This is a genomic window from Pectobacterium jejuense, assembly GCF_026800125.1.
Lineage (GTDB): Bacteria > Pseudomonadota > Gammaproteobacteria > Enterobacterales > Enterobacteriaceae > Pectobacterium > Pectobacterium jejuense.
Genome location: NZ_JAPQKX010000009.1, coordinates 158,520 through 174,185, shown reverse-complemented (window position 1 = coordinate 174,185; position 15,666 = coordinate 158,520). Strand labels below are relative to the sequence as shown.

The 15,666-nt window shown below is 54.5% G+C and carries 18 protein-coding genes; 6 read left to right on the top strand and 12 right to left on the bottom strand.

Annotated elements, in window-relative coordinates:
* Positions 1-54 precede the first annotated feature (54 nt).
* The 3 genes from NXT09_RS17155 to gorA all read left to right on the top strand — a co-directional run bounded on the left by NXT09_RS17155 (position 55) and on the right by gorA (position 3,032).
* On the top strand, positions 55-438 hold the full coding sequence (locus NXT09_RS17155) for a TfoX/Sxy family protein (RefSeq protein WP_268580668.1): 384 nt from the start codon (positions 55-57) through the stop codon (positions 436-438).
* A 270-nt stretch (positions 439-708) separates the two neighbouring features.
* On the top strand, positions 709-1,551 hold the full coding sequence (locus NXT09_RS17150) for a 23S rRNA (adenine(2030)-N(6))-methyltransferase RlmJ (RefSeq protein ID WP_039316638.1): 843 nt from the start codon (positions 709-711) through the stop codon (positions 1,549-1,551).
* A gap of 128 nt (positions 1,552-1,679) precedes the next feature.
* The gene (gorA, locus tag NXT09_RS17145) at positions 1,680-3,032 is read left to right on the top strand and encodes a glutathione-disulfide reductase (RefSeq protein ID WP_268580667.1); all 1,353 of its coding nucleotides are present in this window, start codon (positions 1,680-1,682) and stop codon (positions 3,030-3,032) included.
* Positions 3,033-3,134: 102 nt separating this feature from the next.
* Here the strand turns inward: gorA and NXT09_RS17140 are convergent, their stop codons facing one another.
* Together NXT09_RS17140 and NXT09_RS17135 are read right to left on the bottom strand one after the other, a co-directional pair.
* Positions 3,135-3,422, bottom strand: coding sequence for a type II toxin-antitoxin system RelE family toxin (locus tag NXT09_RS17140; protein ID WP_268580666.1), 288 nt, complete (start codon positions 3,420-3,422; stop codon positions 3,135-3,137).
* Positions 3,419-3,670, bottom strand: coding sequence for a type II toxin-antitoxin system Phd/YefM family antitoxin (locus tag NXT09_RS17135; protein ID WP_205551919.1), 252 nt, complete (start codon positions 3,668-3,670; stop codon positions 3,419-3,421). Before NXT09_RS17135 ends, NXT09_RS17140 begins: the two co-directional genes overlap by 4 nt.
* A gap of 254 nt (positions 3,671-3,924) precedes the next feature.
* Between NXT09_RS17135 and NXT09_RS17130 the strand changes: the two genes are divergently transcribed.
* Positions 3,925-4,830, top strand: a complete 906-nt coding sequence (locus tag NXT09_RS17130) for a siderophore-interacting protein (RefSeq protein ID WP_268580665.1) — start codon at positions 3,925-3,927, stop codon at positions 4,828-4,830.
* A 33-nt stretch (positions 4,831-4,863) separates the two neighbouring features.
* Here the strand turns inward: NXT09_RS17130 and dsbG are convergent, their stop codons facing one another.
* A complete protein-coding gene (gene dsbG, locus NXT09_RS17125; protein WP_240584103.1) occupies positions 4,864-5,619 on the bottom strand; it encodes a thiol:disulfide interchange protein DsbG in 756 nt (251 codons plus the stop codon).
* 266 nt (positions 5,620-5,885) lie between these two features.
* Here dsbG and NXT09_RS17120 point away from each other — a divergent pair, with 266 nt between their 5' ends.
* A complete protein-coding gene (locus tag NXT09_RS17120) occupies positions 5,886-6,509 on the top strand; it encodes a LysE family translocator (RefSeq protein ID WP_240584102.1) in 624 nt (207 codons plus the stop codon).
* Between the two features lie 59 nt (positions 6,510-6,568).
* Here NXT09_RS17120 and NXT09_RS17115 read toward each other — a convergent pair whose 3' ends face one another.
* The 4 genes from NXT09_RS17115 to NXT09_RS17100 form a co-directional block, all read right to left on the bottom strand.
* Entirely contained in the window at positions 6,569-7,609 is a 1,041-nt protein-coding gene (locus NXT09_RS17115; RefSeq protein WP_268580664.1) for a type II toxin-antitoxin system HipA family toxin, read from the bottom strand.
* Entirely contained in the window at positions 7,606-7,920 is a 315-nt protein-coding gene (locus NXT09_RS17110; RefSeq protein WP_268580663.1) for a HipA N-terminal domain-containing protein, read from the bottom strand. Before NXT09_RS17110 ends, NXT09_RS17115 begins: the two co-directional genes overlap by 4 nt.
* On the bottom strand, positions 7,905-8,231 hold the full coding sequence (locus NXT09_RS17105) for a helix-turn-helix domain-containing protein (protein ID WP_268580662.1): 327 nt from the start codon (positions 8,229-8,231) through the stop codon (positions 7,905-7,907). The genes NXT09_RS17110 and NXT09_RS17105 overlap by 16 nt, the downstream gene beginning before the upstream one ends.
* Before the next feature lie 162 nt (positions 8,232-8,393).
* Entirely contained in the window at positions 8,394-9,266 is an 873-nt protein-coding gene (locus NXT09_RS17100; protein ID WP_268580661.1) for a LysR family transcriptional regulator, read from the bottom strand.
* Between the two features lie 102 nt (positions 9,267-9,368).
* Here NXT09_RS17100 and NXT09_RS17095 point away from each other — a divergent pair, with 102 nt between their 5' ends.
* Positions 9,369-9,878 carry a phenolic acid decarboxylase gene (locus tag NXT09_RS17095; RefSeq protein WP_268580660.1) on the top strand — a complete coding sequence of 170 codons (510 nt, stop codon included), beginning with the start codon at positions 9,369-9,371 and terminating at the stop codon, positions 9,876-9,878.
* A gap of 55 nt (positions 9,879-9,933) precedes the next feature.
* Here the strand turns inward: NXT09_RS17095 and NXT09_RS17090 are convergent, their stop codons facing one another.
* From NXT09_RS17090 to NXT09_RS17070, 5 genes are all read right to left on the bottom strand, one after another.
* Entirely contained in the window at positions 9,934-11,067 is a 1,134-nt protein-coding gene (locus tag NXT09_RS17090; RefSeq protein ID WP_268580659.1) for an alkylhydroperoxidase domain protein, read from the bottom strand.
* Complete coding sequence (locus NXT09_RS17085; protein WP_249683791.1) at positions 11,064-12,098, bottom strand: putative FMN-dependent luciferase-like monooxygenase; 1,035 nt, start codon at positions 12,096-12,098, stop codon at positions 11,064-11,066. Before NXT09_RS17085 ends, NXT09_RS17090 begins: the two co-directional genes overlap by 4 nt.
* A gap of 80 nt (positions 12,099-12,178) precedes the next feature.
* The gene (locus NXT09_RS17080; protein ID WP_268580658.1) at positions 12,179-13,867 is read right to left on the bottom strand and encodes a dipeptide ABC transporter ATP-binding protein; all 1,689 of its coding nucleotides are present in this window, start codon (positions 13,865-13,867) and stop codon (positions 12,179-12,181) included.
* A complete protein-coding gene (locus NXT09_RS17075) occupies positions 13,864-14,724 on the bottom strand; it encodes an ABC transporter permease (RefSeq protein WP_014913680.1) in 861 nt (286 codons plus the stop codon). The genes NXT09_RS17080 and NXT09_RS17075 overlap by 4 nt, the downstream gene beginning before the upstream one ends.
* Positions 14,721-15,665 (bottom strand): ABC transporter permease, encoded by a 945-nt coding sequence (locus NXT09_RS17070; protein ID WP_268580657.1) that lies wholly within the window; start codon positions 15,663-15,665, stop codon positions 14,721-14,723. Before NXT09_RS17070 ends, NXT09_RS17075 begins: the two co-directional genes overlap by 4 nt.
* Position 15,666 lies beyond the last annotated feature (1 nt).

Here is a 15,666-nt window from a genome sequence, read left to right as displayed (position 1 = left end):
CCTGTTTAGGCACTTGTAAAACCTGTCCAGCGTATCGCGTAAAAGGAGACTGATATGAATATTTCCGGAGAGTTGACCGCGTTCATCATGGATCAGCTCTCACCACTCGGTCGTTTTGTTCCGCGTAAGATGTTTGGCTGTCTGGCGATTTTTCACGATGGCTTAATGGTTTTACTTATCAACAATCAGGGTGAGATTTTCGTTAAAACAGACGACCTGAATCGCAGTTTTTTTGATAAGGCAGGGTGCCCGCCGTTCACTTACACCCGCCGTGGAGAGGATGGCAAACTCAAAACCATTTGCCTGTCTTTCTCACAACTGCCGGACGATGCGATGGAGGAACAGGAAACGTTTGTCCGTTGGGTGGCATCTGGTATTGAGGCCGCACGACGCACTGCGCTCCCGAAAGGTAAATCTACCCACGTGCCAACTCCGTGAATGTTTTTAGCTGTCCGTAAGAGGTTACCGCGCTGGCGTGGTTGATTTTTCGAGTGCTGCGTTGCCCCCCCTTTATCTGCCTGAATATCGGAAGTTTTCAATCGAATGAAAAACGACCCTGTTTCTCAATTTACTGATTTAAGACGATAAAAATGACTGGTTTGCGGGACGGTTCGCAGAGGGGAGTGTTTGACGGGATATTTTCCGTCGCAGACGGTTATACTGTCAGTTAATCGACGTTATTTATAAAAACTTCACCGGAAAGCAAGCATGCTAAGTTACCGCCACAGTTTCCATGCCGGCAATCACGCCGACGTGCTGAAACACACCGTTCAGAGCCTGATCATCACTGCCCTGAAAGAGAAAGAGAAACCTTTCCTGTATCTGGATACCCACGCGGGTGCGGGTCGCTATCAGCTCAGCGGCGAACACGCCGAGCGCACAGGCGAGTATCTGGATGGCATCGCGAAAATCTGGCAGCGTGACGACATTCCGGCTGAACTCGAACCTTACATGCAGGCCGTACGCACCTATAACCACAACGGCCAACTGCGCTATTACCCGGGCTCCCCGCTGATTGCGCGCCAGCTGCTGCGTGAACAGGACAAGCTCCACCTGACCGAACTGCACCCTAGCGATTTCCCATTGCTGCGCAATGAATTCCAGAAGGATTCGCGTACCAAAGTGCTGCGTGACGATGGCTACCAGCAGTTGAAATCACAGCTGCCGCCGCTTTCCCGTCGCGGTTTTATGTTGATCGACCCGCCGTATGAGTTGAAGACGGACTATCAGGCCGTGGTGAAAGGCATTCAGGAAGGGCATAAACGTTTTGGCACCGGCGTCTTTGCGCTGTGGTATCCGGTGGTGCTGCGTCAGCACATCAAACGCATGCTGAAAGAGCTGGAAGCTACGGGCATTCGCAACATTCTGCAAATTGAGCTGGCGGTGCTGCCGGACAGCGATCGCTACGGCATGACGGCGTCTGGCATGATTGTGATTAACCCGCCGTGGAAGCTGGCATCTCAGATGAAGAGCGTGCTGCCGTGGTTGCATAGCGTACTGGTACCAGAAGGCACCGGACATACGCTGGTGGAGCAAATCGTACCGGAGTAATGCGCACGGTTGCGATGGGCGACGCGGTTGGTTTTTCCTATCGCAACCATAGGCATAACCTTTATTCGGCGTATGGCTCTGGCGTTACACTCTAGGCAAATTTTATTCACTTAAGCATGGATACACTGATGACCAAACACTATGACTACCTTGCTATTGGCGGCGGCAGCGGCGGTATCGCGTCTATCAACCGCGCGGCGATGTATGGACAAAAATGTGCGTTGATCGAAGCAAAATATCTGGGCGGCACCTGCGTCAACGTCGGCTGTGTGCCGAAGAAAGTGATGTGGCATGCGGCGCAGATTGCCGAAGCGATCCATCAGTACGGGCCGGATTACGGGTTCGATACCACGGTAAACCAGTTTAACTGGGGCATGCTGGTTAAGAACCGTAGCGCCTACATCGATCGTATCCACCAGTCATACGATAACGTGCTGGGCAAGAATAAAGTCGATGTCATCCACGGTTTTGCCCGCTTTGTCGATGCGCACACGGTGGAAGTGAACGGCGAAAAAATTACGGCTGACCATATCCTGATCGCGACGGGTGGTCGTCCGGTTCACCCTTCTATTCCCGGTGCGGAATACGGTATCGATTCCGACGGCTTCTTTGAGCTGGATGCGTTGCCGAAGCGTACCGCTATCGTCGGTGCAGGTTATATCGCGGTAGAGATTGCCGGGGTGCTGAACGGGCTGGGTTCTGAAACCCACCTGTTTGTGCGTAAACACGCGCCGCTGCGCAGCTTTGATCCGCTGATTGTCGATACGCTGGTGGAAGTGATGAACACCGAAGGGCCGACGCTGCATACCGAGTCGATCCCGAAAGCGATTGTGAAGAATGCCGATGGCAGCCTGACGCTGGAGCTGGAAAACGGCCAGTCACAAACCGTCGACTGCCTGATTTGGGCGATTGGTCGTGAACCCGCGACGGATAACCTTAACCTGAGCGTCACTGGCGTAGAGCTGAACGACAAGGGCTACATCAACGTCGATAAATTCCAGAATACCAACGTTCCTGGCATTTACGCTGTAGGCGATAACACCGGTGCCGTCGAGCTAACGCCGGTTGCTGTCGCGGCAGGGCGTCGTTTGTCCGAACGTCTGTTTAATAACAAGCCGGATGAGCATCTGGACTACAGCAACATCCCGACCGTCGTCTTCAGCCACCCGCCGATTGGCACCGTTGGGCTGACCGAACCGCAGGCGCGTGAGCAGTACGGCGACGATCAGGTGAAAGTGTATAAATCTGCTTTCACCGCGATGTACACCGCCGTCACCCAGCACCGCCAGCCGTGCCGCATGAAGCTGGTCTGCGTGGGTAAAGAAGAAAAAATCGTCGGCATCCACGGCATCGGTTTTGGTATGGATGAGATGCTGCAAGGCTTCGCGGTCGCCGTCAAAATGGGCGCAACCAAGAAAGACTTCGACAACACTGTCGCTATCCACCCAACTGCGTCAGAAGAGTTTGTGACGATGCGGTAATGGAGTAGGGAAGCGGGTTTTACTGCTTTTCTGGAAGGTGAAAACATGCTGGTCGAATAGTGAGCTATTTGGCCAGCATTTTTTATGCTCAGCCTAACGCAGCTACCTCATCCGCTCACTCGCCAGATGATAAACACCGCTGCGCTCACGTTTGCCTACCGCCACCACGGCGATAATCAATACGTCGTCAATAACCTCATAAACCAAACGAAAGCCTGACGCTCGGAGCTTTATTTTGTAGCAGTCCTTCATCCCTCGTAACGTTACCGAAGGAATATGGGGATTTTCGCAGCATTTTTTTAGTTTTTTGGCAAATTGCTGCTGAATGGTTTTATCAAGCTTGAGCCATTCTTTTAGCGCATCTTCCCTGAATTTGACGCGATAACTCATAAGAAACTATCCAAATCCACGTCAACCAGCGGCTGGTTTTTACGTTCACCGATCAGCTTAACCAATTCCTGATCGTCCAGCGCATCCAGCATTTTTTCGTAGAGAGCCGCAGGAATGCAATAAAACGCAGGCTGGTTGCGGTTCAAGATAGCCACAGGCAGGCCATCACCAGCATTGACGGTCGCCATTGGATTCTTTTTCAGCTCACTGACGCTGGCACTGGTATCACTCAATATAATATTCGGCATGACAGACCTCTAATGACCGGTTAATAGGTCTTTAAAATAAGCAATCTAAGACCTGTTAACAAGTCTTTTGATGGTTTTTTATGCCCGGCCTGAATGGCTTCCTGCCCACGTTGTGAAGAAAATGCTGCTTTTATCACGGCATTCACCTGAATGGTGATAATGATTATCGTTAGTGTTTTGTTTATGGTAAGTTGCGGTGAATGGGTTTTATCCCGTGGACTGATTTTCCTTACAAAACATGCGGTTTTCTCACTATGTCTTTAGCTACCCGTACAACGTCTTCCGCCTATCGGCTGTTCAACTTACGCTTAGAGAGTAAGACGTTACTCTCACCTTCATTGGCTCGCTGCGTGTTCACCGGCCCGGAAGTGCGCCAGATGAAACTGGACGCGCCGGATCAGCGCATCAAGCTGCTGCTCGCCAGTGAAAGCGGGGAGCTAACCCCAATGGCCGTGAGCGATACCTGGTATCAGGACTATCTGGCGTTGCCGCGTGAGCGTCGTCCAACTTTGCGCACTTATACGCTGCGTTCCGTCTCACGCGAGTCACAGCAGGCAACGATCGATTTTGTGCTGCACGGCGATACCGGACCGGCTTCAAGCTGGGCGGGCCACGCTAAGCCGGGTGATGCGCTACAGATTGTCGCGCCCAATGCAGAGGCCGATGGCGACAGCGGCGGCTATGAATGGGCACCGCACGAGGGCGTTGAGCAGGTGCTGCTAATTGCGGATGAAACGGCGCTGCCCGCGGCAATGGGAATTCTTGAACAGCTGGCTGCCCAGCCTTCTTCGCCGTCGGTGCAGGCTTTTTTTGAAGTACCAAAAGTGGCTGACTGCGTGACATCAGGCGACTTCCCTTTTGCGCAGATTCACTGGCTGCCGCGTGAGGAAACGGGCAGCACAGTATGGGGCGAACGCCTGCTGGCGGCGGTTCAACAGGACGTGAAGATTCCCGCCAGTGCTTGTACCAACCGGAATGAGATCGCACAGGAAACGCCAGAAGACGAACTACTGTGGGAACGGGCAACGGCACATCGCCCGTTTTACGCGTGGGCGGCGGGAGAGTCTTCCGCCATCAAACGGCTGCGCCGCTATCTGCTCGACGAGCGGCACCTCGATAAAGAGACGATCAACTTTATGGCGTACTGGTCGCATCGCTAAGAGAAACGTCAGGAGGGAAATTCCCTCCTGTGCCTATTTCCCCATCATCTCCGCCAACTGCTGTGCATCCGGCAGCCCGACCACTTGCTGTAGCTCATTCTTATCATTCAGGTAATAGATGGCAGGCGTAACGTTTGCACCCAGTTCATCCATTAGCCGCTGGTTATGCTGAATGTTATTCCAGATATCGCGTGATGAGTCCTTGGGGAACGGGGGCACCGTTTTGCCGTTAGACAGTTCATATTCATGCCAGGCTTTGGCCGGATCGCTGGCCGCAAGAATCGCGGCGGCATAACGCCCGCTTTCCGGTTTGATGACGCCGACCAGTAGCGTTTGCAGTTGGACTTTTCCTGCTTTTACCCACGGCTGTGCCTGCTGCCAGAACTGTTTGCAGTACGGGCAGAATGGGTCGGCAAAGACGATGATTTTACGCGGTGCATCCTTCGCCCCTTCGGTGATAAACGGTGCCTGCTGTAATTTCTGCCACATCTCCCGACCGGCAGGCACATACACTTCCTGCTGAATTAGCGCTTCACTCAGGTTGTTGCCGTGTTCGTCATACATATAGCCTGAAATGGCATGCTTACCGTCCGGCGTTAAGTAGATGGTTACCCCAACGCCCTGATAGCTGCCCAGCCAGCCTTGCACGCCGCCGGGTGCAGTGAACGGTTTGATGATCGTAATACCTTGTTTTTCGATGCTCTTCACCGCATCTGGCAGGGCATCTTGCGCAAGTGAAGACGCGGAAAGTGTCAGTAAAGCGAGTGTGAGTAAGAAGCGTTTTATCATGGTGTTGCGCCTGTATCGTGAGTCATTGCCTGCCGGATAGCGTAGCGGAAGGTAACCGATCGGGGGAGTTTATTTACGCTTTCTGAATTTGGGTCTGATGTGAGCTGTTGCTATGCGATCTGGCTGAAGAGAGGTGTTGGGTAGGGTCAGGCTCTGTCGTATATTACGTGGGGCTTAATTAGGATTGCCTGTCGGTTGTCTTGCACCATTCTTCTCACAGAGAAGGATGCTTTTTGTGGTTTTCCCTGCTGGAGTGATGAATTACCGTGACGTTGACCGAATCGCTGATTGCTTTTACGTTTGCCGCAACGCTGCTGACCCTGACACCGGGTTTGGACACGGCGTTGATTTTACGCACCGCTACCGTTGAAGGCAGTAAGAAAGCCTTCCATGCCGCGTTTGGTATTCAAGTGGGCTGCCTGATTTGGGGCGCGATGGTGGCGTTTGGTCTGGGAACGCTGATTGCGGCGTCGGAACTGGCCTATAACATCCTGAAATGGTGTGGTGCGGCGTATCTCTGCTGGCTGGGTTTGCAAATGATCCTGAAACCCAGAACCGAGCTGGTGATGGCGGTATCACAAAACGCACCGAAGCAGCAGAACTGGTTTCTCCGTGGAATGCTGGGTAACGTATTAAATCCAAAAATCGGCGTGTTCTACGTTTCATTCCTGCCACAGTTTATCCCTGCCGGCCATTCGGTCGTGCTGTGGACTTATCTGCTTGTTCTTATCCATGTCTTTATCGGCACGCTGTGGTCGTCCACGCTGATTGCCGCCACGCGCCCGCTGTCACGCTTTCTGCGTCGCGGTTCCGTAGTGAAGTGGATGGACCGAACGACAGGCGTTATCTTTCTGGCATTCGCCGCACGTCTGGTTTTGTCCAGGCGGTAAGTTCTGCGCCACTGCACCGATACCTGCAGTGACGCAGCAAGGCGTTTGATTCTGAAGCACTAAATCCTTTCTGCATTGAGAATGCTCATAAGATTCAGGCGGTGTCGATAGCACCGCAGCGTTGTCTCAATAGCGTCCGCAGGCATAAAGGAATCCCGATAGGTTGATTCAACGCATTTAGCTTCTTTGAGGAAGTCTGCCAGTAGCTTTTTGGTCAGGTTTTCACTCAGCCCGATACGCTGCCCGAACAGAATGAAATCCATACCAAGGTATTCTCCGTATGCGGTTTCAAATCCTGGCGCGAGTGCTTCATCCCCCTCTTCTTGAATCAGTAGTGGTAGTGCCATGAAGCAGGAAGAAAAATAGGTGGGATAGGGGGCGACGGAAACAAAATCATAAATGGGAGCCAGCACTAACGAACCTGAGCGCGAATGTATCAAACCAAAATTACGCAGGTGCATGTCGTTGTTACCCAGCATGTAGGCGTAAGCGATGCGGCGAAACAGATCTATTTTGAAGACGATATTGTCATTAACGTGTTTGCTAAGGAATAAGGCCAACCGCTCATAACTGACGTATTGTTTGCCATCTGTATGTGTTTTTCCGAATTTTTCACCGATCCCCATCGCCCCGTCCAACTGTTCCTGATGGATAGGGTGACCCGTTTTTTCGTCGCGGTCGAAGCGCTTAATAACGAAAGCGAACTCAGGTTCGTCATCCGCCTGTTCCGGTTTAAAACGGAGTAACCCGTGTGGTGGAACGGCAAATCCCAGACGTGCCATTAGCGTCATCGTGGCATGTTCATTTTCTGCCAAATGGGGAAATTCAATTGGAGAAGGCTTGAGGATGTATAGCCCTTGATGATCAACGACGGTAAACGCCCGTTCTTCTAATACCATCTGAATTTTGGGCTGATAGCCAGAGATGCTCATGCCTTTCTGTGCTTGTGGCAGGTCGTGCATAAATTGCTGGCGGGTGAAACGTAAGGTTGGGGAAGCGTGCATTTTCCCCGCCAGATGCTTCAACCCTTTACGGCTATAGCCTGTGGTAATTTCTTCTTCGTGTGTCAGCGGTGTCAGCAAAATTCGACATCTTGTCATGACTTATCCTCCGCGATCAGCTGTACTGCGCCGATCAGGTTCTTACCGTTTTGAATGAGGATGCCAAATAAATCCTTCTCATCCAGATGCTGAAGCTGGCTGTACTGTCGCCGGAGCCAGCCTTCGGGAGCTAATGAGGCAAAATAAGGCGGTAATGTCTTGCTGCGAAATGTTCCGGTCTGTATCGGTAGGCTCAGTGATAATGGCGTGCCGATGTAGGACTTTTTATATTCAAACAAATAGCCTTTATCGTCCTGACTTAACTGGCCGATGTGGACACCGTAAAGATAGACCTTTACTTGACGGCGCATAGTTTTATCCCTAACGCGGAACAGACGCTATAAACCGTGGAAAATTTCACCTGAGCGGGATCGTTGAATAAGCGCTTTAAGGTGGAGATCGATACACCAGTCTGTAATTCCAGCGTAGCGAGTTCGATGCCCAATGCCTTACGCCGCGTATTTAGCTGAACGCCAAATACATCCAGCGAATGAATGTGGTCTTCCAGCACAACCTCTTTGCTGGAAGCATCGCTACGCGCGAGTTCGTGCCGGAGTTCGTCGATAGCTTCGCTAATGGCGTCGAGCTTTAGTAATGTTGGTGCAGTGGCAGGAGTGTTCATAAATGGACTCTACCTTCTAAATATAACCGATTATCGGTTAAGTATAGCCCTTAAGTTTTCTTAATATCCATATGTAAGACTTCTTGTTAGTTTTTACTTAATTTAGTTCATTTATGAGCTAAAAGGTGTTTGATCGCTTAATCACTTAATAATCCTCATACCTCAGAGCCTGCCGAACAGTAGCGCAATGAGCGTCAGAATCTCTTTGCTGAGCGGCTGCCCTTTCTCTTCGGCTAACAGATAGAGCAGGGTGGTGCGCCTTTCCCCTTGCTGTAACGGCAGTATTTGTAATTCACCCCGCGTAATGTGTTCTACAATTCGTGCTTCCGGTAGCCAGCCGTAGCCTACCTGATGCAAAACGGCCTGCGTGGCTGCTTCAAATGTGGTGAATGTCCAGCTTTCGGCGGAGGAGGGCTGTGTATGTGGCGTCGTGCGCGTCACAATCTCTACGCAGGGGTAGCGAGACAGTGCTTCATGGCTTAGCGGCGTGGGGAGTGAGAAAAGTGGATGATGGCTGTGTGCGACGGCAACAAAATCAACGTTCATCAGCCATTGCCCGGCAATGTCGTCAAGTTCACGTGAGGTGATGACATAAATATCCGCCTCGCGTGCTTTCAACTGTTCCGACGTTTCATTACGTAGCACTTCGGTCAGGTGGATACGGGTGGCAGGATGCTGTTTTTGAAAGGCTCTGAGCAGGTGAAATAGGCGATCTTTGGGGAAGGTGCTGTCAACCACCAGGTTGATGCTGGTCTGTTCACCCATTTTCAGAGAATGGGCGTGGGCTTCCAGCGCATGAAACGAACGTATTACGGGTCGCACCTGCGCGAGCAGGTTTTCACCCTCTGGAGTGAGCTCAGCTTTGCGTCCGTGGATGATGAGTAGCGCGATGCCCAATCGCTCTTGTAGCAGAGAAAGCTGATAGCTGACCGAAGACTGGCTGCGATGAAGCGCATTTGCCGCCTGCGTATAGCCGCCCAAATCAATAACCGCCTGAAGGATTTCCCACTGTTCCAGCGTCGTCTTTGCCAGCATTTTTAATACATCTAAATATCGAATGATTTTCCCTGAAAAATAGCGTTATTCATCGAATTAATAAAGCTCTAGAGTGAATTCACATATTTAGGGAGAACCACCATGCCGTCATTTAATCAACACGATCTGAGCCATTTTGTGGGTAAACACTTGGTATATACCTATGATAATGGTTGGAATTACGAGTTGTATGTCAAAAATGCCAACACGATAGACTACCGTATTCATAGCGGTATCGTGGGTAATCGTTGGGTGAAGGACCAGCAGGTGTATATCGTGCAGGTTGCCCGCGAGGTTTATAAAATTTCATGGACAGAACCAACGGGAACGGACGTCAGCCTGATTGTTAACATTGCCGATAAGCTCTTTCACGGCACGATCTTCTTCCCGCGTTGGATCATCAATAATCCAGAGAAAACCGTGTGTTTCCAGAACGAACACATTGCTGAAATGGAAGCCCATCGCGAATCGGGTCCGGCGTACCCTACCGAAGTCATCGATGAATTCGCCACTATTACGTTTATCCGCGACTGTGGCGAGAACAACAACGAGGTCATCAACTGCCCTGCCAGCGAATTGCCTGCGGATTTCCCTGCCTGCTTGAAGAAATAAATCGCAACAGGCGACACGGGGTTGTGTCGCCTGACTGGCTATCGCACTAGGTTGCTTAATGCTCCGGCCAGAACGGTTCGCCTAGCGTGAGCATCAGTCGGTTGGCCCATGAGAAGAAGGCGGCTGACTGCACCACATCGACAATCTCTAGCGTATCCAATCCCTGTTCTTGCAGCTGTTTCAGGTCGTTGGCGTTGACCTGTGCGGGCGTGGCGGAAAGGCGTGCCGAGAAATCGATAATTGCCTGCCAGCGCGGGCTTTGGCCGATGCTTAAATCCCCGCCGGGGACGACGTCCAGCAGCCGTTGTACGTCGCTGTCCTGCTTGGAGAGCTGGCTGGCTTTACGCGCGTGCACCGAGGCGCAATAGATGCAGCCGTTGACCTTACTGGTGACGGCGGCAATCAGTTCGCGCTCTTTGCGCGGCAGGCCGCCAGCAGTATAGAAAATCCCTTTATCCGTCAGCGTGCGCTGTTCCAGCACTGGAAGGTTGCGGCCTAGCAAACGGAAATAGTCGGAATCGGTATGGCCGAAGCGCGCCAGAATTGCCTGCTCATCCGCATTGAAAGCAGCCAGCGGTTTGGGCGCGATCCACGGTTCCCAGCCCAGTTCTGCTTGAGTAAATGCCTGCGGTGCGGACTTGCCGCTGTGCGTCTGTGGTTGGGTATGCCACTGACCTGCGACAGCGGCCTGCGAATGCGGTTGGCCGACGCGATGGCCGGCAATCAGGCGATAGCCGCGCAGCAATCGGCTTTGAAAATTCACAAATGCAATGAGCTGCGACAGCGTCACGATGTCGTCTACCGACCAGCCCGCCTGCTCCAGCGCGTTGACGTGTGACGCCGAAGCTTGCACGGGCGTTTTCGTCAGACGTTCGGCATGGTCCAATGCCAACTGTAGCGTGGGTGTCAGTACGGGCTCAGGGAAGTCCGTCAGTCGCTCGGCATAAAAATGCTGTAGCTGCTCGTCCTGCTGCCAGCCGCTGATTTTGGTCGCAAACCAGAAGCGCAGCGATAGCGGCAATGTCGCATCGTCTGCGGCGTTGGCGTTAAACAGCGCGTCGTAGCTGCCTTGGGTGTGGCGGGTTGCCGCATCACGGGTTTTTCTGGCGGCGGCGAGGGTGGAATCAGGGCTGATTTCGGCCAGCGCATCCAGGACGTCATGGGTGTGTAACGTGTTAGCGTGCGTCATGCAATCTCCTGCCCGATCGGGCTTTTCTGTTTGACGGCGGGCTTCCAGCCCAAAGCGGGGGCGACCTGAGTGGCTATCAGTTCGAGCGAACGCAGAATCAACTCATGCGGTGGATCGATGGAATGCACCTGGAATGTCACATCGGTTGCACGCTCCAGCGAACTGTCTGCCCGCAATGACGTGATGACATCCTGCGCGGTACCAACGTGGCTATCGAAGGAGGCGATCAGCGCCTCTACCGAGTCGTGAGGGATCGGGCGGAACGTGCCGGAGCGGGCGGCGGAACGATTAAGCCCCTTCTCTGCCAGACTCAGCGCTACTTGACGATCGTCAGCCACGAAAACGCTGCGTGAGCTGAGGATACGCGGTGCGACGCCAGCGGGCAGCGCGGCCAGATAGGCATCGATCATCGGATTTTGCAGATCGGCGAGCGTGGCATCGGGGAAGTGTTCCGGGCGTGGCTGGGTGCGAGAGAGCATCAGGCCATCGCCTGCTTTACCGGCTCGCTCCGCGCCTTCGATAGAAAACGTAGCCTGCCAGACGCGCTTATCCAGATGCGGTGCGGCAGGGTAGAGTTGATTACCGTCTTCGCTCAATGCCTCTCCCCGCCATGCGGCGCGCAGTTTTTCCAGATAGCGCCCGAGGATTTGCCCGCGCTGCGCGCTATCGTGACCGAACGCGGCAAATGAGGACGGCGTGCCGCCGGAGCCTACGCCGACTTCCAGCCTGCCGTTGCTGAGTAAATCGAGCACGGCGGTGTCTTCCGCCACGCGCAGCGGCTCTTCCATCGGCAGCGTAATCACGCCGGTGCCGAGTTGGATACGCTGAGTGCGGGCGGCGACCAGTGCCAGAAACACCAGTGGTGAAGGCAGCCCGCCTTCATCGGCGTGAAAGTGGTGCTGCGCGACCCAGGCGCTGTCGAATCCGAGTTGTTCAGCTTTGACGATCTGTTCCGTCGCCAGCCGATAGCGCTGCTGGGCGGATACGTCATCCAGCAATCGCGTGAAAAATCCCAGCCGTTTCGTTGTCATTCTACAGTCCTTGGTTTAGTGCGACTTTTGTTTCAAAGTGAATGTGTTTCAGAGTGAATGTGTTTCAGAGTGAATGTGTTTCAGAGTGAATGTGTTTCAGAGTGAATGTGAGCGTGGAACGAGCGGGCAAAAGCCGGGTGTTGCTGCCCGGGGATGGCCTCGATGAGTTCACGGGTATAGCGATGTTCGGGTTGGGCGAAGATCTGCTCCACTGGGCCGGATTCAAGCTGCTTGCCGTGGTACAACACGGAGACGGTGTCGGCGATTTGACGTACCACAGCTAAATCGTGCGAAATGAACAGGTATGTCAGCCCGAGTGATTCCTGTAGCTCGGCCAGCAAACGCAGAATCTGCGCCTGCACGGTGACGTCCAGTGCCGAAACGGCTTCGTCCAGCACTAGCACCTGCGGTTCCAGCACCAGCGCGCGGGCAATGGCGACACGCTGGCGCTGGCCACCGGACAGTTCACGCGGCTTTCGTGACAGCAGCGCGACCGGCAGGGCAACTCGCTCGAACATCTCATGAATTTTTTGCTCCCGCTGCGCGGCGGTATGGCGATTAAAATTGCGCAGCGGTTCCTCGACGATGTCGTATAAGCGCTGTGACGGATCGAGCGAGCTAAAAGGGTTTTGATAGACCAACTGGATTTTTTGCCGGAACTGACGCAGCGCTTCACCTTTCAGATGCGTGATGTCGGTGCCGTCGATCAGAATGCGCCCCGCGCTAGGATGATGGAACCCGAGCAGGCTACGCGCCGTGGTGGTTTTACCGGAACCGGACTCGCCAACAATGGCGTGCGTTGTGCCGCGTGCCACGCTGAAAGAGACGTCATCCACGGCCCGAAAATGTTCCCCTTTACGGCCCGACAGAGGAAAGGTCTGCACCAGATTTTCAACCGAGACGATAATGTCAGGATCTGATGTATTGGCACGCTGTGGACGCGGAGTGGGGTTAAGCGACGGAACGTTTGCCAGCAGCGTGCGGGCATAATGGCTTGAGGGCGCGCTGAGCACCTCAAGCGTTGGGCCCTGTTCCTGAATGTAACCGTTCTGGAACACCAGCAGCCGATCGGCACGCTCGGCTGCCACCCCCAGATCGTGCGTGACGAACAGCACCGCCGTTCCATTTTCGCGCCGTAGTTCATCAAGCAGATCGAGAATACGTTTCTGCACCGTGACGTCCAGCGCGCTGGTGGGTTCATCGGCAATAATCAGCGCGGGTTTTAGCGCAATCGCAATCGCGATCAGGACACGCTGTTTCATGCCGCCGGACAGCTCATGCGGATACTGCTTCGCCCGCAGCTCCGGCTGGTTTAGCCCCACGCGCTCCAGCAGCGCCAGCGTTTTCTGGCGGGTCGTCTGGCGATCTTCCCGCTGATGAATACGCAGAATCTCGTCCACCTGCTCGCCGATGGTTTGCACTGGATTCAGGGAACTGGTGGGATCCTGTGGGATCAGACTGATCTGTGCACCGCGCACGCTATCCAATCGCTTCTGCGACCAGCCACTGATATCCACGCCGTTTAGCCGAATAGCACCGCGCGTTAACCGTCCGTTCTCGGCGAGTAAGCCGATGACGGCCTGCGCAGTGGTCGTCTTCCCTGAACCCGATTCCCCCACCAGCGCCACCACTTCACCGGGCTGAATATGGAAAGAGACGCCTTCGACCACGGTCTGCTCGCGATCATCGCTGCGGTAGGCAATCGTGACATTCTCCAGAGCCAGTACGGGCACCGCCGCGCTGGTTTGTAAGCTGGCTGACAGGCTCATCGTTCCGTTCTCCTGATCGACTGGCTGATACGATTAGCGGAGAGCACAACGAGTACAACAATCAGGCCGGGGAAGGTGGTTAGCCACCAGGCCGTTGCGATGTAGTTGCGGCCCTCGGCGATCAGCAGCCCCCATTCCGGCGTGGGCGGTGGTGCGCCGTAGCCGAGGAAGCTCAGCGTGGAGATAGCCAGAATCGCGCTGCCGAATTGCAGGGCGGCAAAGGCGAAAACGGTGGTCAGTGAGTTCGGCAGGATGTGTCGCCACAGCACGCTGAAAAAGGTGCCGCCGCTGCCATAGGCCGCTTCGACGTAGTCGCTGTGGCGCACGCGCAACACTTCTGAGCGCACCAGTCGGGTAAAACTGGCGACGGAGGTGACGCCCACGGCAATCGCGGCGTTAACCGTGCCGAAACCCAACAGGATGATGACGCTCAGCGCCAGCAGCAGGCCGGGAATGGCTAGCAACACATCGATGCTGCGCATCACGACGCTATCCAGCCAGCCGCCGACTGCACCTGCCAACAGGCCGAACAGGCTGCCGAGCACCAGACCCAGCCCGACGGCGATAACGGCACCGGAAAGTGAATGCACCGCGCCATAAACGATGCGCGCATAGAGATCGCGCCCCAGTTGGTCGGTGCCGAGCCAGTAGTCGGCGTCAGGTGCCAGCCGCTGTGCGCCTGCGATGCCTTCCGTCGGGCTATAGCCAGTAAACCAGCCGGGGAACAGTGCCCAAAGTGCGACGGTCAGCATGACCAGCCAGGCCAGCACCAGCCCCGGTTGAAAGGCGTAGCGCCGCAGAAGTGGTCGCTTGCGCAGAAGAGGAAACGTGATTTTTTCCAGCTGTACGGTAGTCATAGCGTGGCTCCTGGCGTGCTTTTTAGGCGCGGATCGAGAAGGGGATAGAGCAGGTCGACGGCCAGATTGACGACAACAAAGGCGGCGGCGGAAATCAGCACGATGGCCTGTAATACGCTGCTGTCCTGATAGTTCACGGCTTCCTGCGTCAACTGGCCGAGCCCGTTACGGCCAAATACGGTTTCGGTAATCAGCGCCCCCGCAATCAGTTCACCCAGCAGTAAACCAGCGATGGTCAGCGTGGGCAGCATCGCGTTACGGGCGATATGTCGCCAGAGCACGCCGCTGCGGCTGGCCCCTTTAGCGCGGGCGACGGCAATAAACGGCTGGGTTTGTACCTGATCGATGCTGCGCATCAGCACCTGAGCAAGCGGGGCGGAAATCGGCAGCGCCAGCGTGAGAACCGGCAGAATCAGTCCTTCCCATTCGCCGGGGTTAATCACCGGAATCAGCCCCAGACGGAAAGAGAAAATCTGAATCAGCACGATGCCCAGCCAGAAGGTCGGCACGGAAATAAACAGTGACGGCAGCGATTGCAGCGCGGTTCGCAGCCACTGGAACGGTGTCAGCGTTGATAAGAACGCGAGGGCAAACGCCAGCAGACTGGCAGCAATAAAACCCAGCACCGCGAGCAGCAGCGTAGGCGGCAGATTTGCAGCAATCAGCTCGGTGACTGGCACGCCCGCCTGAAGAGAGAGGCCGAGATCGCCACGCAGGATCTGGGCTATCGCATGAAAATATTGCGTGAGCACCGGCGTATCGGCACCGTAGGACAACCGCAGCTGCGCGATCTGCTCGGCGCTCAGGCCGAGCTCTGGATTTTGGAACTTGATCAGTACCGCATCACCTGGCATCGCCTGAAGCAGGATAAAAGACAGAGTAAATGCCGCCCACAGGACGAGCAGTGCCTGACCGATGCGCAATGCCAGATATCGGTTCATG